Below are 24,200 nucleotides of genomic sequence, written 5' to 3'. Positions count from 1 at the left end.
ATAATACTGACCGCTTTTTTAATCCTCATCTTAATAAATTACGGCTATCCTCACTGCATCCCTTGCCAAAAAACGATAAAGTGTAAATATACTATGAAGAAATGTAACGAGAAGTAAGCCAAAATTTATGTTTGAGAATTTTACTGATAAAGCCATCAAAGTTATTATGCTTGCCCAAGAAGAGGCGCAACGCATGGGACAGAACTTAGTCGGGACAGAACACCTGTTATTAGGATTACTGGGTCAAGGAAACTCTTTATCCGCTAAGATTTTACAAGGGATGGGGCTGAACTTAAACACAACAAGACAAGCCATAGAAAGATTAAGGGGCAAAGGGGCGGGATTTAGTCCAAACAATTTACCGTTTACACCTACGGTTAAACAAATTTTAGAAAAATCTTTCGAGGTAGCCAGAAAAGATAATAGTTATGTCACCCCAGAATACATCTTTTTGGTACTGCTATCTGACCCCAACACAGTAGCAGTCAAAGTTTTAGTCGCTCAAGGTATCGACATTAAGGAATTACGCACTACCTTAGTGAAAAGGCTAGGAGAAGAACCTGTACCTGTGACCGCAGGACAAAAAACCTCTCCATTCGATAGTTTTTCCCAACCTAAACCTACCTTAGAACAGTTTGGGACAGATTTAACTAAAAAAGCTAGAGAAGGGCAATTAGACCCCGTAGTGGGACGAACGCGAGAAATAGAAAGAGTCATACAAATACTCGGTCGTCGTACTAAAAATAATCCTGTTTTAGTGGGAGAACCTGGGGTGGGTAAAACTGCGATCGCAGAAGGATTAGCTCAGCGTATTATAGAAGGGGATATTCCTGAACTGTTACAGAATCAGAGAGTTATTGCCCTCGATATGGGGTTATTAGTGGCCGGCACTCGTTTCCGAGGTGAATTTGAAGAACGACTAAAATCCATTGTCAAGCAAGTTAAAGAAGACGGCAACATTATTCTTGTTATCGATGAAATTCATACCTTAGTCGGTGCAGGAAGTATGGGAGGGGCGATGGACGCTTCTAACCTCTTAAAACCTGCTTTAGCGAGGGGTGAATTACAATGTTTAGGGACAACAACCTTAGATGAATATCGTCAACATATTGAAAAAGATACAGCCCTCGAAAGACGATTTCAACCGGTGATGGTAGGAGAACCTTCTGTTGAAGAAACTATCGAAATTTTACAAGGATTACGTAAAGAATACGAAGCTCATCATCAAGTCAAATTTTCTCAACAAGCTTTAGAAGCTGCTGCTAATTTAGGAGAGAGATATATTAGCGATCGCTTCTTACCTGATAAGGCTATTGATCTCATTGATGAAGCCGGATCTCGCATTCATTTACGTCATTCTTTACAGAAGAAAATGCAGCCTTCTTTTGAAGCCGAAAAAGAAGCGCCTGTCATCAATCCTGACTCTTTAGTTCCTGTTGTTGATGAAGAAGATATCGCCCAAATTGTTACCGCTTGGACAGGTGTTCCTGTTAACAAGCTGACAGAAACTGAGTCAGAATCTTTGATGTATTTAGAAGATAATTTACATGAGAGGATTATCGGTCAAGAGAATGCGGTAAAAGCGGTATCTAAAGCGGTTCGCAGATCAAGAATTGGTTTACAAAACCCCAAACGTCCTATTGCTAGTTTCATTTTTGCTGGACCTACGGGAGTAGGTAAAACGGAATTAACCAAGGCATTAGCTCAATTTTTATTCGGTTCAAAAGATGCCATGATTCGGTTAGATATGTCTGAATACATGGAACGTCATACGGTTTCTAAATTAATCGGAACTGCTCCTGGTTTCATCGGTTATGAAGAGGGAGGCCAACTAACCGAAGCGGTACGTCGTAAACCTTATAGTGTTGTTCTCTTTGATGAAATCGAAAAAGCTCATCCCGATGTCTTCAATTTACTCTTACAACTGTTAGAAGATGGAAGACTCACCGATAGTAAAGGCCGCACTGTCGATTTTAGAAACACCTTAATTATTATGACTTCTAATTTGGGGTCAAAAGTAATTGAAAAAGGCGGTTATAACTTTGGCTTTGAAACCGAAAATGATGAGGAAAATGTTCAGTATAAGCGAATTCAAGAAGCGGTTAATGATGAATTAAAACAGCATTTTCGTCCTGAATTTTTGAATCGTTTAGATGAGATGATTGTCTTCCGTCAATTGACTAAACCTGAAGTCACAGAAATCGCTGATATTTTATTAGGAGAAGTGGCTCAACAATTGTATGAACAACGTCAAATTACTTTAACGGTTAGCGATGAATTCAAAGGGTTAGTGGTTGAAGAAGGCTATGATCCCAGTTACGGAGCAAGACCCCTACGTCGCGCCATTATGAGACGTTTAGAAGATAGTTTAGCTGAATCAATTTTAGCTGGAAATATCCAAGATGGTGACACTGTAAACGTGGATGTTTCTGAGGATAATCAAGTCATGGTTCAGTCTACTTTACAACCGAATTACGCTTACGTTGATCGCTAATTTGTCTCACTAAAAATTAAATATTCTTTCCCAACAATGCGCCATATTTTTATAGAGAATATGGTGCTTTTTCTATTTTATTTTCAAAGACAGTAGGGTGGGCAATGCCCACCTTACAATACAATTATAGTTTATGGATGAATCGTTCCATCTGGCATAATAGCACCTCTAAGTTGTACTCCTTTCCAATTAACTCCTTTAAAAGAAGCACCTCGTAAATTGGTATTTTCAAAATTAGCGTCTGTTAGAATGGGATTATCTAGGTTAGCACCACTCAGATTAGCACCACTTAAATTAGCACCAGTTAGATCAGTATGTTGCAAATTAGCACCACTTAAATTCACGCCTCTGAGATCAGCGTATTTGAGCTTAGTAATTATTAGGTTAGTTCCCTCCAAGTTAGCATTTTGAAAGTTATTTCCACCTAAAAAATAAGCTCCCCGCAAATCAGCATTTTTTAAGTTGGCATTTTGAAAGTTAGTTTTATCAATGGAAGTTTCTTTAAAAAGAGATCCTTCTAGGTTAGTGTTACTGAAATTGCTAAGCATAATTTTTGCTAGCTCAAAATCACTGTTTTTTAAGTTAGCGCCACTTAAGTTTGTCCCCCATAAACTTATACCGTCTAAGTTGGCATTTTCTAAATTGGCACCTCTTAAGTCACCATCGACTATCTCAGAATGTTCAAAATTAGCACCTTTTAAATTTTTAAAAGTTAGTTCAGCCTGAAATAACTCACATGCAGGACAATTACCAGTTCTCCACAGTTCAAAAAAAGGATCTATCCTGAACAAAAACATGAAAATTATAGAGCTAACGAAGATTAGAATAAGAATAATGGGAATTGCTATTTTTCGCAAGCAGACAAAAAATCGTTTAAAAAGCTTGAGAAAGAACCTTATTAGATAGAATAAAAAAGATACAATATAGTTCATAAATTTAGACCCCAGGGTGGGCAAATCCGAAATTTATTCTAGACGACCTCTAAAAGAAAAAACTTTGCCCACCTTAGAGAAATAGCTTTAAATGTTCGTTTAATAAACATTCCCTTACATCTGGAACATTAATAATAATAAGTGTTGATGTTGGGTTTCTACAGGCTATAGTGCTGAAAAGCAACAGTAATAGACAAAATGAATGTAGAATATAAGATGAATTTAATTATAAATTATAAATTCTTTATTCTTACCTCCCTACAGCGAGTTTTTTTGTGAAACAATTATCCCTCGAAACCATCAAACAAGATTACCCTTATCAATATTTTGGGGCCCATTTTAATGAGACAGAAACCACATTCCGAGTCTATGCACCCCGTGCAACAAGGGTTAGCCTGATGCGTGAGGGGAACGGATGGGATAGTTTTGCTGAACCAATGACGAAAAATGAAGACGGGGTTTGGGAGATTACCATTCCTGAAAATCTGACTTGGAGCGAATATAAATATTACATTGAGAATAATGGTGATTATCTAAGCGAACCCTACGGAATGGGGCGTATTGATCCATTTAGTCCCCAGTTAGCTTCGACTTGGGGAGACGATGGCACTCGTAACTTTAATAGTATTGTCTGCGATCGCAATTATTTTAACTGGACGCATAAACATATTGATCTTCCCCATGAACCCATGAGCATCTATGAGATGCACCTGTCTACCTTTCATGATGGAAATTACCGCGACATTGCCCATAAAATTGTCGATCATCTGGGTTATATGGGGTTTACCCATGTTCAGATTATGCCACCCTTTCAAACTCCCATACATCAATCTTGGGGCTATTTGGTAGGATGTCCTTACGCTATTTATGAACGTCACGGAACCATAGATGACTTCAAATATTTAGTTAACCACTGTCATGCTCACGGTATTGGGGTTATTGTCGATGTTCCTCTGGGGTTTGGGGTGCAAGACTGGGACTGTGGACTAGCAAACTATGATGGAACCGATCTTTATCATCATTCTGGGTCAAGAGGTTGGAATAATCAATGGAATACTCGCATTTACAATGTGGGAGATCCCTATGTTAAAAATTATCTCATTGGCCTGTGTACCTATTTACATCATGAATTAGGGATAGATGGGGCGCGTATTGATGCAGTCGCGTCACAAATCTTTTTCGATTATGATCGCGGATTTTGGGACTGGCCAAGAAACGATCGCGAACAAGTTGAGTTAGAAAACTGGGATCTGTTCAACGGTTTAGGCGGCGATCGTTATTTTGAAGAACGAGGCTACTGGTTATCTGAAGCGGTTGATTTTGCTGGATTACGTTTTCTCAAGGACTTACACGCCCGTTTACAACACACTGCACCCAAGTTTATCACCATCGCTGAAGAATCCCGACGGGTATTCCCAAAACTAGCTGCCCCTGTGGACGAAGGAGGACTAGGGTTTACCTATGCTCAAAATATGGGAGAAATGCACCGCGTTCGCAATTATTTAAAAATTCCTATCGAACATCGTTTAATTGAACATATTGAGATTCTAATCCATAATAACAGTGCGGAAAAAATGGTTAACGCCATGAACACCCATGATGAATGTGCTAATGGGAAGGTGCGACTAATCACAGAATTGGGTAATCATATTCCTCTCATTGGTTTAGCTGCCTTATGTTGGTTTCGACCGGGCGCACCAATGATTTTTCAGGGGGATGAGTTTGGGGAAGAGGGCTATTTTGATGTATTTCAGGGGGTTGACTGGTCAAAAACAGGGGATTATGCAGCCCTTCATCAGCAACAAATATCTAACAATTTTCATGATCTTAATCAACTGCTTCGTAATGAACCAGCATTAAGGAGTCATAAAATCACTTCTATGATTCGGAATGGTTCTAATAATGAGCGAAAATGGTTTAGTTTTATCCGATGGGGTGGGGATGTTGGTTTTGAGTCTAGTGATCCCAAAGATCACAAAGATGATATTATTTTCGTCCGAAATGAAACTCCTTATCAGGTTGAGTGTAATGTAGAGATATATGTGCCGGTGATTGGGGAATACAAGGTTATTTATAATTCCATTGACCAGCGTTATATTGGCTCTCAGCATTATAACCAACATGATCCCTATTGGACTATTCACAGTTCAGGCCAATTTCTCTATTTTGATGTTCATCCCTTTCAAAATATTGCTTTTAAATTGAAATAGGTCAATATGCGTGTCCTTATCCTCAACCCACCTCATCCTGCTATTGGTAGTCGTATTCCCCGTGAACAACTTCCCCCTTTAGGACTTCTGTGCATCGGTGGGCCTCTATTAGAGGCGGGTCATGATGTAACCCTACTTAATGCTGAACTAGGCCCTCTTTCTCATGATGAGATTATTGATCGAGTTCTCAAACATCAGCCACAAGTCTTATTAATAGGTCATTCTGGCTCAACTTCAGCCCATCCCATTGTCGCTGAATTGACACGTCATATTCGTGCAATCATGCCTAACTTGATCATCGTTTATGGCGGTGTTTTCCCAACCTATCACTTTTACGACATCTTGCGACAAGAATCGCAAATTGATGTGATTGTTCGTGGAGAGGGTGAGGCCACTGTCCCTAAACTTATGGATGCGTTGGAGAGGGGTGAAACCCTTGATACGGTAGAAGGAATTGCTTATCGTAGCAATGGACAAATTCGAGAAACACCATCCGCAACTATGATCGAGGATCTCGATGCTTATCGCATTGGCTGGGAGTTAGTGGATCTCAAACAATATAGCTATTATGGGGGTAAACAAGCTGTTGTCATCCAATTTTCGCGAGGATGTCCTCATCTGTGTAACTATTGTGGTCAACGGGGTTTTTGGGCGCGTTGGCGACACCGTAACCCTAAAAAGTTTGCTCAGGAAATCGCTTGGCTTCACCGAACCCACGGAGTAGAATTATTTAATTTAGCGGATGAAAATAATCTAATACAAAGAATATATAATAAACAACAACAACAAAGACCCCTTTTTTTATACAGTGTTACACTATATCTTAATACTTTTTTGTATCTATATGGTGTAAAATGTCTTTAAGTCTTCAGAAGGGCATCGACCCTCATACCCAGGAGATCATTTGGTTAGTGCTTGATGAGGATTACCAAGTGGTAGAACCAATTCAGCGTTACCTAACCTTCCTATCAGGAACAAAATCCCCCAACACTGTCGAATCCTACGGTTACGGGTTAAAAGCTTGGTGGGAGTTCCTACAAAGTAAAAACCTCGACTGGAAAGAAGTTCAGTTAACGGATTTAGAAGACTTCGTTCATTGGTTAAGAATAGGAGATACCAGTAACATCGTGTCCATGCAACCTGTGAAAGCAAAGCGTAGTGAACGCAGCATCAATCTGGCACTAACGGCTGTTACCACCTTTTATGAGTACCACGACGCTCATAAAAACATTGACCCCAAAAAGTTTGACCGTCTCATTACTACCAGGGGAAATACTCGTAGAGGGTTATTAGATGGCATTAGTAAGTCCAAACCAACCAGACAGAAATTAGTCAAACTCAAAGAACCTAAAAAGTTTCCTGGTTGTTTAACAGATGAACAAGTCGAAACCTTAGTTAATAACTGTCACCGACTTAGAGATAAATTCCTAATCCTCTTACTTAATGGAACAGGCATTAGAGTCGGGGAATTACTGGGATTACAGCATGAAGATGTAGGAGATGGTAGCGATTACTTTATCCATGTCAGAAAGCGTCGTCATGGCAATGAAGCTAGGGCAAAAGGACAAGAAAGAACCATTCCTGTTATTCCTGAACTACTGCAAATGTATAACGATTACCTCATTTATGAGTATCCAGAAGTCGAATCCAACTATGTTTTTGTCAACATCTGGGAGGGTGCAATAGGGATGCCCATGAAAGCCCCTGTCATTAATACTATGTTTACTCGGTTGAGTAAAAAGACAGGAATTAAAGTGTATCCTCACCTCTTTCGTCATACCTACGCTACCCGTTTATTGAAAGCAGGAATGAGAGTTGATAGGGTTAAATATTTACTAGGACACGCATCAGTTCAGACAACCTTAGATATATACTCTCATATTATTGATGAAGCAGATTTAAACTCAGTAATTAAGTTAGAGGAAGAAGAATGAATCAGTTTGATTTTACCGATGATTATCAGAATCTAATACAAAACCAAGAAACAAGAGGACTGCTATCTAATCCTTTGCTTAAAAAAGATATATGGCATACAGTAGATGATTTAGGATTAAAAGTTAATGAGCATCAAAAAACATTAACAATTAATTTCAGTGACGTGAAATTAGACTGGTTCAGGTTTGTTGTTAAACTCTATATCCTAGTCAGAAGTCGATTAAAACTATCACCAGGTTATTTAAAGGATAATGTCAGTCATTTAAAAAGGTTTTCTAGATTTTTAGAAGCTAATTCAGTTTATAGCTTTGACCAGATCGATAACCAAACTTTTGATGATTTTGACTATTATTTACGGTCATTAAACATTTCAAAAAGAACAATATCCTTGCACTACGTCACTCTCAAAAACTTCTTTGATACTTGCCGATTAGAGGGATGGGTAGAAATTAATACCTATTGGTTTAATGGTAGGCGCACAGGAGTTTCTACTCCGAAAAATGATGAAATCAATTATATTCCTGAAGAGGTTTGGCATCAGTTAGACCAAAACCTTCATCATTTACCAGAGCAACTACAAAGGATGGTGCTAATCATCAGAACGACAGGAATCAGAGTAGGTGAATTACTGAACTTACCGTTAGATTGTTTAAGAAAAAGAGGTGAACAATGGCGACTAAGATTTACAACTGAAAAATATAAAACTGAAGATGAATTACCAATTATTCCTGACTTAGTAGTAGTTATTAAAGAACAACAGGATTATATAAAAGATCACTTTGAAGATAGCTATAACAATTTATTTTCTACTCATTCTGGAAATCATAGGAAAAGATTGAATCCGCAGCCCAAAGTGATGAATACATTAACATTTAATACTTGGCTTAACAAGTTAAGCAAGCAATGTAATATCCAATCAAAAAATGGGCAACTTTGGCATTTTTCTTCCCACCAGTTTCGCAGGACGGTTGGAACAGTGATGACCAATGCAGGGGTTAGAGATTTGATTATCCAAAAATACCTGAGACATCGTTCACCAGATATGCAAAATCATTACAAACATTTGCTTAAACAAGTTTTAGGTGAAGAGTATCAAGAATTAATGAAGGATAAAAAGTATGTAGATATCTCAGGAAAAGTAGTAGCTCGTTATCAACCATCTAATCCTATTACTGAGTTAATGAGACGCAAAATGTATCAAATTACAACTCAATATGGAGAGTGTCATCGACCAATTTTAAAGTCACCTTGTCAGACAGTTAATGCTTGTTGGCGGTGCGAACATTGGCGAACTTCCACTGATGATTTAGTTTACTTGAAAGATGATTTAAAACGATTAAATGAAGAAATTAATGTTGCTGAAAGCCTAGGAATGGTTAAGCAACAGCAAGGGTTAGAAGATGATTGTAATAGTTTAGTCACTCGTATTCAAGGATTGGAGGCTGTTGATGAGTAAGATTAATTGGGAAAAAGATTATCAAAGAGAATTTATTTGTCCCCATTGTAAAAACAGTAAATTAAGGCTACACGGTAGTAATCAGAAGAAAAAGAGACTATTCAAGTGTTTTTGTTGTTTTAAAAAATTTAGTGAATCTATTGATATCAACCTTCAATCAATGACTGATGTAGATACCCATACAATTTGGTATGTAGGTTATAAAGTTCCTCATTTTATTTGCCCAAAATGCCAGGAAGAGGAAATGAGTTATTTTACAATAACACAGGGAAAAAAGCAGTTTCGATGCAAAAGCTGTGGGCATCTGTGTTTTGATTCAATTGATTTAACTCAGAGTAATCTATCTCGCTATGGTCAGCAAAATTCTATTGTACAGCCTTTTAGGTTTGAAGATAATAAATGGGACTTAAGAGCGATTAATCCTTGTTGTACAACAAAAAATAGTAGATTTATTGTTAATTTTCAGTCTATCAAGTTGGAATGCTTTAGAACACTGGTTAAACAATATGCTTATCATCTCTGCAAACTTAATAAACCTTCTGGTACTGTTGATAAACATATTATGGGATTGAGAGCTTTTAGCAGATATCTTAATAATAAAAATCTAACATTTAATGACATAAATCGCAGTGTAATTCTTGATTTTTTAAGTAGCCAAAAAACAGGATGTGATGGACTAAGAAATAGATTATGGACGTTAAGAGATTTCTTTAGAGTTGGCAATGTTCATGGTTGGTTCACCATTAACCAAGACATTATTCGAGATGAAGATTACCCAAAAGTAATTAAAGGTAATCCTGACCCTATATCAGATGTCGTTAGAGAACAAATAGAAGCTAATTTACATAAACTACCCGAACCCATAGCCCGAATGTGGTTTGTTGCTTTTTTCACGGCAATGCGTCCCAATGAATTAGCTTTATTAAAGAAAGATTGTTTAATTCAAGAAGGACAGCATTGGAAGTTAGTCTGGAAAAGAAAAAAGACCAATGATTACCATGAAATCCCTGTTACTCGCACCATAGCCAAAGTAATTCAAGAGCAAATTGAATACATTAATAGTTTATGGGGGGCTGATTGGAAATATTTATTTTGTCATTATCATAATCTTTCTCAATCTGACATTAATCATCCTAAACTTAAACCTGTTAAAAAGGTCATTCCCCAACATGGAACTCCATTACAAAAAGCGATAGTTTGTCTAATTAATAATCTCAATATTAGAGATGAAAATGGAGAATTAGCATCATTTAGTACCAAGTTAGTAAGACCCACTCGGTTAACTCAACTCTTTAATCAAGGGCATGATTTAGCAGTAGTAAGTGTTTGGGCAGGCCATCAAAGATTAGCAACGACTAGCACTTATTACACACAGGTTAGTTGTGAACTAATTGAAAAAGAAGCAGGGCATATACAACAGGCTTTATTTAATGCTGATGGTCAACCATTGTATTACGAATCAATGCCAAAAAGCTTTTGGGAAAATCCAGTTTCTCATCAATTAGAACTGTCTGGTAATCACATTAATACCCCCATTTATGGTTATTGTGGACTTGATTTAGACCAACGTTGTGATAAGTTCAGAGCTTGTTATACCTGTCAATCTTTTGTCGCTGTTCCTGAAAAGCTTCCTCAATATCTCAAAGTTCGTGATGAACTAAGAAATAAAGAAGCCAAAGCCTTAACCAGTGGTCAAGACGTATTAGTTGAACAATTTAGCAGACAAGCTGACCAACTCGACAAAATCATCGCTAGTTTACAGGAGGCAGCATGAGCAAAAAAACCAAAGAGGAAAGAATTAAAACCCTCAAAGCCACACAAGAAGCCCGAAAACAAGAAACCTTAGATAAGGTCAATAAAGCTATCGAAAGGTTACTCAAAACAGGGGCAAAAATCAGCTTTCAAGCCATTGCTAGAGAAGCCAATGTTAGTGTTCCTTATCTATACAAATATCCTGAACTCAAAGAACGCATCCAACAGCTACGTTCACAACAAAGGAAGATGCCAAGTCATCAGGTTAATCAACCTCCTGTTAATGCGAAAACCCATTCTCAAATGGTGGGTCGTCTCAAGAAACGGATTCAACAATTAGAAGAGGAAAATAAGGAACTAAAACGGAAAAATGAAGCCTTAGCAGGACAAGTTTATCGGGTTCATACTTTACAAGAGCAAGTTGAGAGACAAAAAGACCTGATTGTGACCCTTGAATCTCGTCTTAAAGAGCCTCCTAAAGCGGAAGTCATACCCATTACCAGCAAAGCCAAAGCTCAGATTAATGACAGTATTAAAACTCAATTAGATGAATTAGGAATCTCCCTCAATACTACCCTAACTAAAACCATTAAAGGAGCTTCTGAAGATACCGTATTAGCTGCTGTAGAAGCAGTTAAACATCAATTAGATAAGAGTGAAGTTGATAATCCTGGCGGACTATTAAATAAAGCCATTAAAGAGGGTTGGATTAAACCTGAACCTACTTCTGTTCCTTCTTCTCCCACTCCCAAACCTCAAATTTACCATTCTCAAGAGGATGAAGAGAAGAAAACTCTCTCATCAAAAGACTTAGCTAAACTCAGTAACTTATTCAAGGATAAATAATCATGACTAATAACATTCCCCCTCAGAATATCGAAGCAGAAGAAAGCATTTTAGGAGGCATACTCTTAGATTCTAATGCCATAAGTAGAGTGGCTGATATGTTACCCCCTGAAGCTTTTTATGTAATGGCTCATCAACAAATTTATCAAGCTGCTTTAGACCTTTACCATAAAGACGAACCCTGTGATTTTATGACAGTCAAGAGTTGGTTAAAAGACCATAAACTCTTTACCAAAGTAGGGGGAGAAAATAAGTTAACTCAGTTACTTGATAGGACGGTTTCTGCGGTTAATATAGACCGTTATGCTACTTTAGTGGTTGATAAGTATCAACGCCGTTTGCTGATTAATGCAGCCCGTGAGATTGAAGAATTAGGCTATGATACGGTAACGGAATTACCGGATGTTTTAGAACAGTCAGAAGAAAAGTTATTTAAGGTCACAGTTGACGAAAAAGATCCTTTTCAACCTCAACCGATTCATGACTGTCTGAGGGACGTTTTCAATGAGTTGGAAGAAGGGAAAAGTCCTGCTTATTCTACTGGGTTAGCTGACTTAGATAAGTTAACAGGAGGATTAACCAGAAAGGATTTAATTATTATTGCTGGTCGTGCTTCAATGGGTAAGACTTGGTTTTCTATTTATTTAGCTAATCATGTTGCTCTGACTTACAAAGTTCCTGTGGTTTTCTTCTCAGCCGAGATGTCTAAAACTCAGTTAACGAAACGCTTTCTAGCCATACATTCAGGGATAGATTCATCACGATTAATGCGGAATGAAATCTATCAGGATGAATATGATTCTTTGGTTAAAGGATTAGGAATACTGAGTGAGTTACCGATTATTATTGATGATACTCCTAGCTTAACATTAACCCCTTCAAGAATGCGCTCTGTCCTGCGTCGAATTAAAGCAGAAAGGGGAATTATTGGGTTAGTGGTGATGGATTATATTCAAAAGCTAGGGGATAGAGCAGCAGGGAATAGAGCGCAAGCGGTGGGTAAGTTTTCAGGGGCATTTAAGGATATGGCTAAGGAGTTTGATTGTCCGTTTCTTGCCTTGGCACAAATTAACAGAGGCGTGGAAGGACAAGCTAACAAACGTCCGTTTATGAGTGATATAAAAGACTCTGGGGATATTGAACAGGATATGGATTTAGGATTACTTTTGTATCGGGATGAGTATTATAATCCTGAGACTGATGATAAGGGAATTATGGAAATTAATGTAGCTAAAAATAGAAATGGACAAACGGGAGTTTGTCAGGTGCAGTTTAATCCTGTAGTTGGAGCATTCTTCAATAGTTAAGTTCAGTCAATATCTCACTATCTCTTTTGAATATTTCATAAAACGATTCTGAATAGAAGTCTCCTAACTAACTCGTTCTGTTAAAAAGACATCAATTATAGCACATAGCTGATTTAATTCTTGATGCTTTTGGCTAATCAAATTCTTGTCTTTATAATGTTTTTCAAGATTTTCCTGATGTATTTTTTCTTGTTTCTTCAAGAAATCCTCGCAACATATAATAATTTGATCTATGCCTTCTTTTGCCTTTGTTAAAATTGATTTTAAAATAGTAGCAATAAATTCGTCTAAATCTTTTTCAATTGGCTTTTGAGATTTTTCAATCTGTTGAATCGTTTCTTCTATTACTTTATTTTTTATGGTATCATGAATATTATCGACATCTAATAAACCTAGCCCGAAAGAACTAGCAATCCATGATAATATTGCAGCTATAATTATTCCAATAAATCCTACCCCGGTAAAAGCTAATAATCCCAGTGCAACAGCACCTCCTCCTAATCCACCAAACAAGACTCCTCCTCCTCCTGTGATATCTACTTGAACAGCCTTAATCAACTGAGAAACTTTTTTGCTAAGTGTTAGGTTATTTTTTTTGTCTATTGACTGTAAATTTTGATCAATGATAGTCATTTTTCTTGTTATAAATTCCTCTAATATTTCAATTTTTGGTAACAAAATGTTTTTTACTAAATCATTATCTACCCATGTATCTATATCTTTTTTCAAACAAGCTACACATTGATTAGTATAGTCTTTAGCTAGTTTGTTTTGATTCCATAAATGCGAATACTCAGATGTCCATGATGATTTTTTCTGATATAGCCGATGACTTAACCCTTCTAACCATCGATTGAAAGACTCTTTGGTTTGGACGCTTGCTTCGCTTAATAATTGCTCCATTTTTTTCTGAAATTGTATATCATACCCCGTAGCTTCTCCTATTTGTTCTATAATCTCTTGTTTAGCTTTTTCAGAAAGGGTAACTTCATTGTTGAGGAAGCTTTGATATTCTGTTAAATCGGCTATACATCGCTGAATTACTAACTTCAATTCATGGAGATATTTTTTAATTACTAAATAACCTCTTTCTTCACTCATAAATTTTTCTAAGGTTTGAGCAAAGCATTGAAATTCTCTTAAATACTCACTCTCAGCTTGATTAATAATAGAATCTAAAGCTTCTTGAGCAGATAAAAAATGAACTCGATTATCTCCACTTATTAAGGCGGGTGGACTAAAAACAATATTTTCAATTCGTTCTTTAACTTGTTGACGATCCTTTTCTCTTCGCAAGAGATCCCATTTATTAACCACAAGAAAAATATTTTCAGCAGAAACTTCTGAGTTGTCTCCATTTAAAAATTGTTTTAACTCTTGAAGAACTTCTTTTTCTCTTTGAGTTAGGGGACGAGAAGCATCCGTTAGAAAAATAATGGCATCCGTATCTTCGAGAATTTGCTTAGTTATAGCAGTACGGTCAGGATGTTCATTTAACCCTGGAGAATCAATAATTATTACCCCATTTTTACACAAAGCTAAATTGGGATGCTCGAAGATAACTTCTTTGATAGGGTTTTCTATTAGTTGTTGATTGATATCACATTGTTCTAATGCAACCTCATAGTCAATAGTGACTTTATCCTCATATTCTTCAAAAGGAATTTCTTCTTCTGTACCATTTTGATAGTGACAGATAACTCGTTTTTGCTCTCCATATTTTAAAAGACTCACTGTTCCACTACAAGGGATGGCTCTAGTGGGTTGAATTTCTTCTCCTAATAGCGCGTTTAACAGGGTTGATTTTCCTTGACTAAAATCTCCAATAACCGCCACTCTGAACTGTTGTGATTTCAGAGATTGAGAAACTTTTTCCATATCTTTTATTAACGTCTCAGTCAATAATCCCTTTTCGTGGCTATCTTTCAAAATTGAAGATACTTGATTGAATAATACTTCTAGCTGTTGTCGATGGATTTGGAAATTTTCTAATTCTTGATAGGAAATACTTGCTTTAGGAGGAGAGATATTATCCTGATTATCAAACTTATTAATATTCTGTTTTTCTAATTGGGGTAATTGTTCACAAATCTGTTGAGCAGCCAAAACAAAGATTTTGTCAAGTTCTCGAAAACGACAAGGATCTAATAAGGAGTGTAAATCAGCTAAAATATCTGGTTCAACATTTTCTTGATTAGTTAATATTGCTTCAAGTGCCTTTTGATATTGACTTTCAATCTCAAGAACAAAAGCAATGTGCTTCAGGTATTTCTGCTCACTTATATCAATTTTCCCATCGGAAACTGATATTTCGTAGCCTAAACTGAGAAGAAGTAGCTTTTCTGATTCTGATAAAGATTCTGTAAGAGTAATTATATTATTGACAGAATAAAGTTTCTCTTGTTGAATATTTTTACTAATAATTTCTGCTAATTCATAAAGATTATCTGCATGAGAGCATAAACACTGAAGAGTTATTTCTAATTTTTCTTTCTCCTTCTCTGCTACTATTCCATCGGCACAAATTACCCCATTTAAAACCGCTAAAACAGAAGTCAGAAAAATCACCGGGTGGCTAATATTTTGTGTTTCTAACTTTCGACCTGTTAACTGTGATATTAAACTGTCAACTTTTGAACTCATTAAGGACATATTCATAGATTTTAGCTTCATCAAAGGGGTCTGAATTTAACATTCCCAAATGTCACTAAAAAATCAACAACATTCCCAAAAAATACGGATGAGTTAGTCAACCTAATCCATTAATCTGGACACAGATAGTTCTTTACACCAGGAAAACAGCAAAATGTTGTTTCAGTTCTCTCCCCTCATTGAAGCAGGAATCGCAGCAGGTAAATATGCACCTGTTATGTCTTCTGGGGTTCCCATTGGACTTGCCAGAGATGTCGCTACAGGCCAGTTTGTTGCTCATGCCCAAGGTTTGATCAATACGGTAGGAATGCCACTTAACCCCCTAATTTCTCCTATTCAACTGCTGTCCAGTGGCGCACAAATGTATCAAACCCACAGAGGTTTTCAAGTAGTTCAACAAGGGCTTCAATCTCTTCAGGCTAGTGTAGGAGTTTTGCAAGCTACCACTGCTGTCATTGGGGTAGGAGTGGCCGCAGGGGTTGCTCTTTCTGCTGTCAATCTCTATCACACCCTAAAATTAAGAAAAGCTGTAGAAAGACTCGAAATAAATGTCGAAAACGGCTTTATTGATTTAAAACAAGTCTTGAAAGATCAAGGACGAGAGATTATTCAACTCATAGAAGAAGTCGCTCAAGATATTAAATTTGAACAACATCGTTTAATTTTAGTCAAAGCCTATGGCTTGTTTACAAAAGCACTAGATCGTTTGCGTTCAGCCCTTTACTTACAGGATCTTAGCCGTAGAAATGCTGAAATCGATGCAGCACGGGGAATGTTATTTGAAGCCTTAGCAGACTATACTAATCCTCAATTACTTGAAGAAATATCCGCCCCAGGAATCCTACGCCGAGCAGAATGTGCGTGGGGTATAGAACAAACCATTATTGCAACTTACCAAATGCAAGGAGAATTATCCGTTGTCGGAGATCGCCTTGAGTCCCTTCAAGGTAAGATCCGTCAAGATACAGTTAAACTCGTTGAATCTTTGGAAACTGAAGACGAGCTTGATTTTCTGTTTCCTGAAATCAGCCGAATTCGTCATCATGATTTAGTTGTCATAGAGTCCTGGCAAACTCAAAATGATTGGATCAAGGCTCTCCCTTCTGAAGACCTTAAATTACTTCAAAGTGCTGATTTTAGCCAGACAGATATTCCCCCTAATGCCAGTCAACAAGAAAGCCAACTTATCCTCTCAGAACCCCTAGAACTTTCACTTTATAAAGACTTACAAGAAAAGTCTCATCCTGGTTCTCTACGAGATCAGTTATTGTTCATGATGGACTCTAATTTACGTCAAAATGCTGAATCGTATATTAGTCAGCAAGCAAGTTTATTGGGACATGAAACCTTAGCTTTATCTAATTTACAAATCGCTTCACATTTAACCATTGCTAATCTTTACTGGTATTTTAAATAGCCACAATTGAACAAGCCTCGATGTACATTCTTCACCAAGTTAAATCATTTCATTACTCGTACTCACTCCCCTCCGCTTTCATAAACTAAAAAATGCAGTGTTGATTTCTTCAAGCCTACAGTTATCATGAGGTATTATAATTTATGTTGTATAAATTTTTGAATTTTGACTTCAATCATTTATTGTATAAAACGTAAATAACAACAAAAGGTATGTATATCGATACTTGTCGCGACTGTGTACTAGATAACTGGAATCCCACGGTTAATAAAAAAGTCTGGCGAGAATTGTGTGAAGCGATTATTGCTGAGAATTTACCCATTACTATTATTGGTTCAACTCGCGCGGATGATATTGTTCGCGATGCAGACATCTTGCATCTTTATCGTCAAGCTGGTGTCGAAAGGTTTTTATTGGGGATGGAAAATACCGATGAAGCTACCTTGAAAACAATCCGCAAAGGAAGTAATATCAGTACCGATAGAGAAGCGATTCGTTTATTAAGACAGCATGGAATTCTATCTTTAGTTACTTGGGTAACGGATTTTGAGGATGTAAGCGATCGCGATTTTGTGCGTGTTTTAAAACAATTATTTTGGTATGATCCTGACCAAATTATGTCACTTTATGTTACTCCCCATCGATGGACTCAATACTATAAAATTGCGTCTGAACGTAGGATTATTGACTTAGATCAACGAAACTGGGATTATAAACATCAAGTCTTAGAAACTTATAACATGAAGCCGTGGCGTATTTTCCTGTGGGTCAAGTTGATTGAAATTTTCCTTCAGTTACGGCCTAAAGCTTTATGGCGATCTTTTTTTCAACCCGATCAAGCTGCTCGATACGGAATGTCTTGGTACACTAAAATGGGTCGCCGTGTTTTGGTTCATGAATGTTGGAATTTCTTGTTTCGCGATCGCAGAATTAGTAATGGACCGACGCTTAAACAATTTTGGGGAGAATCTCAAGAAGATCGAGAGATTCCTTTGCAACTTCTAACCCAGTCTAAGAAGACTTGAACTTTGGCAAGACTAAGAATAGATTGTTTAACATCAACCTAAAATTGGCAAATAAACTATAAAAAAACTTCCTTTACCGACTGTGCTTTTAACCCATATTCCGTAAATAGAAGTTGTAAAGTTGAATTATCCTAAAATCACTTTATAATTTGAAAAAATGCTTAAAATTATAACACCAAGACTAAAACTAAGGGAATGGAAAGAAGAAGATAAAGAACCATTTTTTAAGCTAAATTCTGATCCTAGAGTGATGGAATTTATGCCAAAACGCTTATCAAAAGAAGAGAGTGATCAATTAGTTGAACGGATAAAATTACAGTTTAAAGAAGATGGATATAGTTTCTTTGCGGTAGAATTAATTGAGGATAATACATTTATTGGATTTATTGGCTTATCTATTCCTAAATTTGATGCCTTCTTTACTCCTTGTGTTGAAATTGGTTGGCGTTTGGCTTACGATTATTGGGGAAAAGGTTATGCTACAGAAGGAGCAAAAGCAACTCTTAATTATGGATTTAATGAATTAGGTTTATTAGAAATTGTCTCTTTTACTGTTCCTCAAAATGTCCGTTCTCGTCAGGTTATGGAACGTATTGGCATGAAATATATTGATGAATTTAATCATCCAATCTTGCCAAAAGGACACGCCCTAGAAAAGCACGTTTTATATAAAATAGTTCAAAAATAACTCATGAGTAATCAATTAAATAAAAATTAATTAACTATTGATTATTTATAGCCAATTTCCAACTAAGGTATAAGCAGACCAATAAAAAGGATGTTTATACCAACGATTCTTTAACATCGATAATTGTGCTTGTCTTAAAGCCTCTGCTTTTGATAATTTATTAGTGGATAATTGCTTATAAAATTGCTGCATAATAACTGCAGTAGCTTGGTCATTAACTGACCATAATGTTGCTAGGGTACTTCTGGCACCAGCGCGTACAGCAAACCCGGCTAATCCTAATGCAGCGCGACTATCTCCTGATGCTGTTTCACAAGCACTTAAGATTAATAATTCTATGGGTTTGTTGTCTCTGGGATCATTTTCTGTGAGTAACTTTTCTAATTCTAATACATTAATATAACTATCCCAAGCAACGATATAAGTTTGTTCAAATTCAGAACTAAATTGACCATGAGTAGCAAAATGAACGATAGGAAATGATTGATTCTCTAAAATATTTTGTAAATTATCTAAAGTAAATTCTTCATTAAGTAAATCTGTCGTACGAACTTGTTTTTGAATTGCTCTTAATTCTTGTTTGACATAAAATAAAGGAACTAATCCGTCTTGTTCAAATGTTTCGGTTAGTCCTCCAAAAAGTGTATTTAATCCTTGATTTTGTAAAGGTTTTGGCGATAATAAACTGAGTCCAGGACTTAAGACTACTTGATAGTTTTCGATCAGATATTGTTTACCATCATATAAAGCGCTCATGGGAGCATTTCTAAATATTCCATCAGGTACAAATACTAAGGTTTTAATCTTATTTTTGTGTAATTCACTAAGAAAAGGATTAACTAACCATTCATATAAAACTTTACCATCTGCAAAAAAGGCTCTTTGACTTCGGATAACAATATTATAGCGAAATTGTTTGACTTGTTTTTCTAATTCTTCTGGAGAAATGTCAGTGATATGAACTTGCAAAGATTGATTCGGTAAACTGACTAAAACAGCCAAGCGATCGCTTAAAATTAAAGGATAAATAATAGCAGCACTCCGGTCAATTTCAGCGATATCAACTGGTTCATTTTCAACACAAATGTCATTGAAAAAGTTGTTGAGTTGGGCTGCTTGTAAGGCTTCAATTTGTTGACGAGCTTCTTCTAAGGTTTCTTGACTAACAATTTCTTGATTATTTTTTGGTAATAATAAACTCAGTAATTCTCTATAGACAGGTTCAACTTTTTCTTGAAAAGAAAATTTATATTCTCTATTATTAGCTAAATCATCTCTTAAACTTTTCAGAGTATTGACGGCTCCCAAATAAGCGGAAATGGCTTCTTGTTTAAGTTCTAAATTATATAAAATTCTTCCTAATTGCCATTGTAATATATAAGTTATATTATTAAGTTGTTTGGCTTGAGATTTTATTAAGGCTTGTTCTGTTAATTGTTTTGCTGTTCGATTTAATTCATCGCTGGTTAAATTAATTTGATTAATATCAGTAAATTGATAGATTTGAGAACAATCAAATAAATCACTGACCATAGTATTTTGCTGTTGACAAGTTTGCGTAAATGCAAGTTTTTCATATAGTTTTCCTAAATCACCAATCGCATAAATAATTCCTTTTTCATAGTTAATTATTTCAGCTTCTTGTTGAGCATTTTCTAATAAAATTTTAGTATTTTTCCAGGAGGGCAATAAATCAGAGAAGTTAGCTAAATTACTCCATTTTAGTAAACGATTAGCTAAGTAAATTTGACTATCAACTTTAGTTTGATTTAAAGGTAATTGTGGTAAATTGTTCTTTATATCAATTAATAATCGTTGTGCTTCTGTCCATAATTGTTGGCTAATTAATAAATTTAATTGAGCTAATTGACTCTTTATTTTACTTTCTAAATTAGTAGATATTAGTATAGACTGCTGATAATTTTTTCTTGCTTCTTCAATGTCATTTTGTAATTCCAAATTTTGTCCTAAATTAAACAAAATAGAAGCCTTTACATCAGAAGAAGCGACTTGAGAAAAAATATTATCGAGTATGAATTGAGAACTATCTAAATTACCCTGCTGCCGTATAATTTGCGATAAACTTAACCATCCAGCTTGTTCTAAAGGTGTTAAATTATCAGATAATGGAGCAGTTATATTATCAAGGGTTAACTCATAACATTTTAAAGGATTATCCATTAGCTGATCTGCTAGCTTTTGACAAGCTTGTGTATATAATCCTAATGCTTGTAATGCTCTAGCTTGATTAATATTTGTGCGAAGAATACCAGAATCATTTTTGATTTTTTCATAGTTTTTTGTGGCTTTTTCCCAACTAGATAAAGCAGCCAAAGGATCACCTTTAGCTAAAAATAATGTTCCTTGAATATTTAACGCTTCAGCTATAATAGGGAGGGCTTTATTATCCTGTGATTGAGATTGTAACAACTCCAAACTATTATTAATAAAATGGTTTGCTTGTTGCCATTGTCCCAATTGACTATAAGCTAAAGCGAGATAACTTAAGACTCTCCCTTGACTAAGAATATCTTCTTGTTCTTGATAATCTTGCAAAGTTTTTAACCAAGTTGCGATCGCTTGATTGATATCTCCTTGTTGATACCATTCTCTGCCTTGTTGTTCGGGTACTAATGGAGGGTATGCAGCAATAACTCTATTCAGAGGAAGAATAGACCAAGAAAGAGTTAAACTCAAGCTAAGAAATAATAACAGTAAAAAACGAAGCAAAGAAGGGATAATAAACAGCATTTTACCTGGGTTTGTTGCCTTTTACCGGCTGATTGCAGCATCAATCTACTCTAAAATAACACTACGGATAATCTAGAGATTTTCTATAAAATTTTCAGATCCCTAACGCGATCGCATTATTCTAAGATTAAGACAGGGTAAATTGCTGATGAACCTATTCTCTGTGGCCAAACCCAAACCATCCTCGAAATGATTTTAAACACTTCAAAAACTATGAAACATACCCTTTCTGTCCTAGTTGAAGATGAAGCCGGCGTTTTAACCCGTATTGCTGGTTTATTTGCTCGTCGTGGGTTTAATATTGAGAGTTTAGCCGTGGGTCCGGCTGAACAATCTGGCATTTCTCGTATTACAATGGTAGTTCCTGGAGACGATAATACAATTGAACAGTTAACCAAACAACTCTACAAATTGATCAACGTCCTTAAAGTTAACAACATTACCCAAACCCCTTGCGTCGAAAGAGAATTAATGTTGGTAAAAGTCAGTGTCACTGCTACTAATAGGGCCGAGGTGTTAGAAGTGGCTCAAGTCTTCCGAGCTAGAATTGTGGATATTTCTGATGATACAGTAACCGTAGAAGTGGTGGGTGACCCCGGAAAAATGGTGGCCATTGTGCAAATGTTAAACAAATTCGGTATTCGGGAAGTCGCACGGACTGGAAAAATAGCCTTAACTCGTGAATCTAGGGTAAATACAGAGTACCTTAAGTCCTTAGAAGCCAAAATTCAGTAACTCACTCTATTACTTATTTCAACGAGTATGGAGTCAGCAAAAAAAGAGAATTTTGATTGTTTTACGGATATCCTAACCAGATAGGGTGTTATTTCCCTAGTCTGTTCCTTTTCTCAACTTGTACTATAGTATTAAGAGCCAAGTTAAAATACTGCTGATCTAAGTTCCTATTATTTATTAATTGAGTAGGAAAAAATGTCAGAAGTTGCAACTAAGCTCAACATCAAATGCTAGATTACACAAAAAATCTCTATTCGTCTATGCGATAGGGTTATTCAACAACTATAATCAATAGGAGTGTTTAAGAGATTAGCAATTATGAGCAACATTGACGACCAAATCCAACAGGAAAGAGAAAACGCAAAAAACGTCTGTAGCACTGACGGTAGTGATTCTGGAAATTGTGCAGCTGCTTGGGATGCAGTAGAGGAACTTCAAGCAGAAGCTTCTCACCAACGTCAAAAACAAACCCCAAAAAGTAACTTTGAGCAATATTGTGACGATAATCCCGATGCAGTTGAATGTCGAGTTTACGATGATTAGGGAAAATAAGTATTTTAATTGGCTTATTGTTCTTTAAATTTATCTAAAGCTTACAGCAGTGAAGGTTACCTAGAATTTTCACTGCTTTTTTGGCAAAAATCTAAGATAGTAGAGACTTTAACAATTCAGAATAAAGATAAGATAACCTTTCCTCCTAGGGAAATAATATTATCTAAAACCTTACCTTTTAAGTTAGAACGTTTTTACAGAAGAGAGCAAATTCTCTTGAAAAAAATAACTTCTCATATCTGATTTATGACGTTTGACTTCGTTAACAGTGGTCAAAAGATCATAAAAATGTAAAACTAAACAAATGTTAAATATTTGATAATCCATTAGTTTATTATGTCAGTCTTGGCCGCGATCGCAGTTTTAATCATATTAATTGTTGTACATGAGTTGGGTCATTTTTCAGCAGCTAGGTTACAAGGAATCCATGTAACTCGTTTTTCTATCGGTTTTGGCCCCGTTTTAGCTAGATATCAGGGAAAAGAAACAGAATACACCCTTTGCGCCATTCCTTTAGGGGGATTTGTGGGATTTCCTGATGATGACCCCGAAAGCGATATTACCCCTGATGACCCTGATTTACTTCGGAATCGTCCCGTTTTTGATCGTGCTATTGTCATTAGTGCAGGGGTTATCGCCAATCTTATTTTTGCTTATTTTCTCTTGGTGGGACAAACCGCTACCATTGGGATTCAAGAGTTACAACCGGGGTTAAGTATTCCTCAAGTTGATGAAAATTCGGCGGCCATGGTAGCCGGTATCGAATCGGGAGATGTAATTATTTCAGTGGATAATCAATCCTTGGGAGACTTTCCCGATGCAACAACCGTATTCATTGAAAAGGTTAAAAATTCTGCTCAGCAACCTCTCGATTTAAAAGTGAAAAGAGAGGATAACATTGTCGATTTAACCGTCATTCCCGAAGCTAATGAAGAGGGAGAAGGAAAAATCGGAGTAGCATTATTACCCAATGTACAATTAAATCGCTCTCAAAATATCCTCGAAGCTTTCAGTTATAGCGCGGAAGCTTATCAAAATGTCACCATGTTAACCTTGCAAGGATTTTGGCAATTAATCAGTAATTTTCAAGAAAATGCCAAACAAGTGGCAGGCCCTGTAAAAATTGTTGAATATGGAGCAAGTATTGCTCAAAATAATCTGGGTAATTTGTTTCAGTTTGGTGCTTTAATTAGCATTAATTTAGCGATTATTAACACCCTTCCTTTACCTGCTTTAGACGGGGGACAATTAGTCTTTTTATTAATCGAAGGGTTATTTGGTAAACCCTTACCTTTAAAACTTCAAGAAGGTATTATGCAAACGGGTTTAGTATTACTCCTCAGTTTAGGTATCTTTATCATTATTCGGGATACAGTTAATTTAACGGTTGTTCAAGATTTAATTCAACAAATCGGTTTATAATCTTAAAAGAATTAAGATAATCAATT

Annotated in this window: 17 protein-coding genes; 14 read left to right on the top strand and 3 right to left on the bottom strand. The window is 36.2% G+C overall.

Features of this window, described 5'->3' with window-relative positions:
- Positions 1-127: 127 nt before the first annotated feature.
- Entirely contained in the window at positions 128-2,494 is a 2,367-nt protein-coding gene (locus CY0110_RS06405) for an ATP-dependent Clp protease ATP-binding subunit (protein ID WP_008274521.1), read from the top strand.
- A 131-nt stretch (positions 2,495-2,625) separates the two neighbouring features.
- Here the strand turns inward: CY0110_RS06405 and CY0110_RS06400 are convergent, their stop codons facing one another.
- Positions 2,626-3,426, bottom strand: a complete 801-nt coding sequence (locus tag CY0110_RS06400) for a pentapeptide repeat-containing protein (protein WP_083794056.1) — start codon at positions 3,424-3,426, stop codon at positions 2,626-2,628.
- 275 nt (positions 3,427-3,701) lie between these two features.
- Here CY0110_RS06400 and CY0110_RS06395 point away from each other — a divergent pair, with 275 nt between their 5' ends.
- Genes CY0110_RS06395 through dnaB form a run of 7 tightly spaced genes read left to right on the top strand, consistent with a single transcriptional unit; the run spans position 3,702 to position 12,932 of the window.
- Complete coding sequence (locus CY0110_RS06395; RefSeq protein ID WP_008274519.1) at positions 3,702-5,636, top strand: glycogen-branching protein; 1,935 nt, start codon at positions 3,702-3,704, stop codon at positions 5,634-5,636.
- A 6-nt stretch (positions 5,637-5,642) separates the two neighbouring features.
- Positions 5,643-6,500: a cobalamin-dependent protein gene (locus CY0110_RS30800; protein ID WP_008274518.1), complete on the top strand. Its 858-nt coding sequence runs from the start codon at positions 5,643-5,645 to the stop codon at positions 6,498-6,500.
- On the top strand, positions 6,491-7,570 hold the full coding sequence (locus CY0110_RS06385) for a tyrosine-type recombinase/integrase (RefSeq protein WP_008274517.1): 1,080 nt from the start codon (positions 6,491-6,493) through the stop codon (positions 7,568-7,570). The genes CY0110_RS30800 and CY0110_RS06385 overlap by 10 nt, the downstream gene beginning before the upstream one ends.
- Complete coding sequence (locus CY0110_RS06380; protein ID WP_008274516.1) at positions 7,567-9,027, top strand: tyrosine-type recombinase/integrase; 1,461 nt, start codon at positions 7,567-7,569, stop codon at positions 9,025-9,027. The genes CY0110_RS06385 and CY0110_RS06380 overlap by 4 nt, the downstream gene beginning before the upstream one ends.
- Positions 9,020-10,801: a tyrosine-type recombinase/integrase gene (locus CY0110_RS06375; protein WP_008274515.1), complete on the top strand. Its 1,782-nt coding sequence runs from the start codon at positions 9,020-9,022 to the stop codon at positions 10,799-10,801. The genes CY0110_RS06380 and CY0110_RS06375 overlap by 8 nt, the downstream gene beginning before the upstream one ends.
- Positions 10,798-11,625, top strand: a complete 828-nt coding sequence (locus CY0110_RS06370) for a DUF6262 family protein (RefSeq protein WP_008274514.1) — start codon at positions 10,798-10,800, stop codon at positions 11,623-11,625. Before CY0110_RS06375 ends, CY0110_RS06370 begins: the two co-directional genes overlap by 4 nt.
- A 2-nt stretch (positions 11,626-11,627) precedes the next feature.
- Positions 11,628-12,932 carry a replicative DNA helicase gene (gene dnaB, locus CY0110_RS06365; protein WP_008274513.1) on the top strand — a complete coding sequence of 435 codons (1,305 nt, stop codon included), beginning with the start codon at positions 11,628-11,630 and terminating at the stop codon, positions 12,930-12,932.
- 63 nt (positions 12,933-12,995) lie between these two features.
- Here dnaB and CY0110_RS06360 read toward each other — a convergent pair whose 3' ends face one another.
- The gene (locus CY0110_RS06360) at positions 12,996-15,605 is read right to left on the bottom strand and encodes a dynamin family protein (protein ID WP_035798705.1); all 2,610 of its coding nucleotides are present in this window, start codon (positions 15,603-15,605) and stop codon (positions 12,996-12,998) included.
- A gap of 133 nt (positions 15,606-15,738) precedes the next feature.
- Between CY0110_RS06360 and CY0110_RS06355 the strand changes: the two genes are divergently transcribed.
- The 3 genes from CY0110_RS06355 (at position 15,739) to CY0110_RS06345 (ending at position 18,714) form a co-directional block, all read left to right on the top strand.
- Positions 15,739-17,001 carry a hypothetical protein gene (locus CY0110_RS06355; protein ID WP_008274511.1) on the top strand — a complete coding sequence of 421 codons (1,263 nt, stop codon included), beginning with the start codon at positions 15,739-15,741 and terminating at the stop codon, positions 16,999-17,001.
- Between the two features lie 212 nt (positions 17,002-17,213).
- Complete coding sequence (locus tag CY0110_RS06350; RefSeq protein WP_008274510.1) at positions 17,214-18,026, top strand: B12-binding domain-containing radical SAM protein; 813 nt, start codon at positions 17,214-17,216, stop codon at positions 18,024-18,026.
- A gap of 157 nt (positions 18,027-18,183) precedes the next feature.
- Positions 18,184-18,714 carry a GNAT family N-acetyltransferase gene (locus CY0110_RS06345; protein WP_008274509.1) on the top strand — a complete coding sequence of 177 codons (531 nt, stop codon included), beginning with the start codon at positions 18,184-18,186 and terminating at the stop codon, positions 18,712-18,714.
- A gap of 45 nt (positions 18,715-18,759) precedes the next feature.
- Here the strand turns inward: CY0110_RS06345 and CY0110_RS06340 are convergent, their stop codons facing one another.
- Positions 18,760-21,465 (bottom strand): CHAT domain-containing protein, encoded by a 2,706-nt coding sequence (locus tag CY0110_RS06340; RefSeq protein ID WP_008274508.1) that lies wholly within the window; start codon positions 21,463-21,465, stop codon positions 18,760-18,762.
- Positions 21,466-21,678: 213 nt separating this feature from the next.
- Between CY0110_RS06340 and ilvN the strand changes: the two genes are divergently transcribed.
- The 3 genes from ilvN (at position 21,679) to rseP (ending at position 24,174) form a co-directional block, all read left to right on the top strand.
- Positions 21,679-22,200, top strand: a complete 522-nt coding sequence (ilvN, locus tag CY0110_RS06335; protein ID WP_035798716.1) for an acetolactate synthase small subunit — start codon at positions 21,679-21,681, stop codon at positions 22,198-22,200.
- A gap of 318 nt (positions 22,201-22,518) precedes the next feature.
- On the top strand, positions 22,519-22,743 hold the full coding sequence (locus CY0110_RS06330) for a Calvin cycle protein CP12 (protein WP_008274506.1): 225 nt from the start codon (positions 22,519-22,521) through the stop codon (positions 22,741-22,743).
- A 345-nt stretch (positions 22,744-23,088) separates the two neighbouring features.
- Positions 23,089-24,174, top strand: a complete 1,086-nt coding sequence (gene rseP, locus CY0110_RS06320; protein ID WP_008274503.1) for an RIP metalloprotease RseP — start codon at positions 23,089-23,091, stop codon at positions 24,172-24,174.
- Positions 24,175-24,200 lie beyond the last annotated feature (26 nt).

This window comes from Crocosphaera chwakensis CCY0110 (genome assembly GCF_000169335.1).
In the GTDB taxonomy this organism is placed as follows: domain Bacteria; phylum Cyanobacteriota; class Cyanobacteriia; order Cyanobacteriales; family Microcystaceae; genus Crocosphaera; species Crocosphaera chwakensis.
This window is presented reverse-complemented; position numbering and strand designations above follow the sequence as displayed.

Bases quoted from the DNA above. Each gene is read 5' to 3' on its own strand.
- CY0110_RS06405 (WP_008274521.1), top strand. From the start codon at position 128: ATGTTTGAGAATTTTACTGATAAAGCCATCAAAGTTATTATGCTTGCC.
- CY0110_RS06400 (WP_083794056.1), bottom strand. From the start codon at position 3,426: ATGAACTATATTGTATCTTTTTTATTCTATCTAATAAGGTTCTTTCTC.
- CY0110_RS30800 (WP_008274518.1), top strand. From the start codon at position 5,643: ATGCGTGTCCTTATCCTCAACCCACCTCATCCTGCTATTGGTAGTCGT.
- CY0110_RS06385 (WP_008274517.1), top strand. From the start codon at position 6,491: ATGTCTTTAAGTCTTCAGAAGGGCATCGACCCTCATACCCAGGAGATC.
- CY0110_RS06380 (WP_008274516.1), top strand. From the start codon at position 7,567: ATGAATCAGTTTGATTTTACCGATGATTATCAGAATCTAATACAAAAC.
- CY0110_RS06375 (WP_008274515.1), top strand. From the start codon at position 9,020: ATGAGTAAGATTAATTGGGAAAAAGATTATCAAAGAGAATTTATTTGT.
- CY0110_RS06370 (WP_008274514.1), top strand. From the start codon at position 10,798: ATGAGCAAAAAAACCAAAGAGGAAAGAATTAAAACCCTCAAAGCCACA.
- dnaB (WP_008274513.1), top strand. From the start codon at position 11,628: ATGACTAATAACATTCCCCCTCAGAATATCGAAGCAGAAGAAAGCATT.
- CY0110_RS06360 (WP_035798705.1), bottom strand. From the start codon at position 15,605: ATGAAGCTAAAATCTATGAATATGTCCTTAATGAGTTCAAAAGTTGAC.
- CY0110_RS06355 (WP_008274511.1), top strand. From the start codon at position 15,739: ATGTTGTTTCAGTTCTCTCCCCTCATTGAAGCAGGAATCGCAGCAGGT.
- CY0110_RS06350 (WP_008274510.1), top strand. From the start codon at position 17,214: ATGTATATCGATACTTGTCGCGACTGTGTACTAGATAACTGGAATCCC.
- CY0110_RS06345 (WP_008274509.1), top strand. From the start codon at position 18,184: ATGCTTAAAATTATAACACCAAGACTAAAACTAAGGGAATGGAAAGAA.
- CY0110_RS06340 (WP_008274508.1), bottom strand. From the start codon at position 21,465: ATGCTGTTTATTATCCCTTCTTTGCTTCGTTTTTTACTGTTATTATTT.
- ilvN (WP_035798716.1), top strand. From the start codon at position 21,679: ATGAAACATACCCTTTCTGTCCTAGTTGAAGATGAAGCCGGCGTTTTA.
- CY0110_RS06330 (WP_008274506.1), top strand. From the start codon at position 22,519: ATGAGCAACATTGACGACCAAATCCAACAGGAAAGAGAAAACGCAAAA.
- rseP (WP_008274503.1), top strand. From the start codon at position 23,089: ATGTCAGTCTTGGCCGCGATCGCAGTTTTAATCATATTAATTGTTGTA.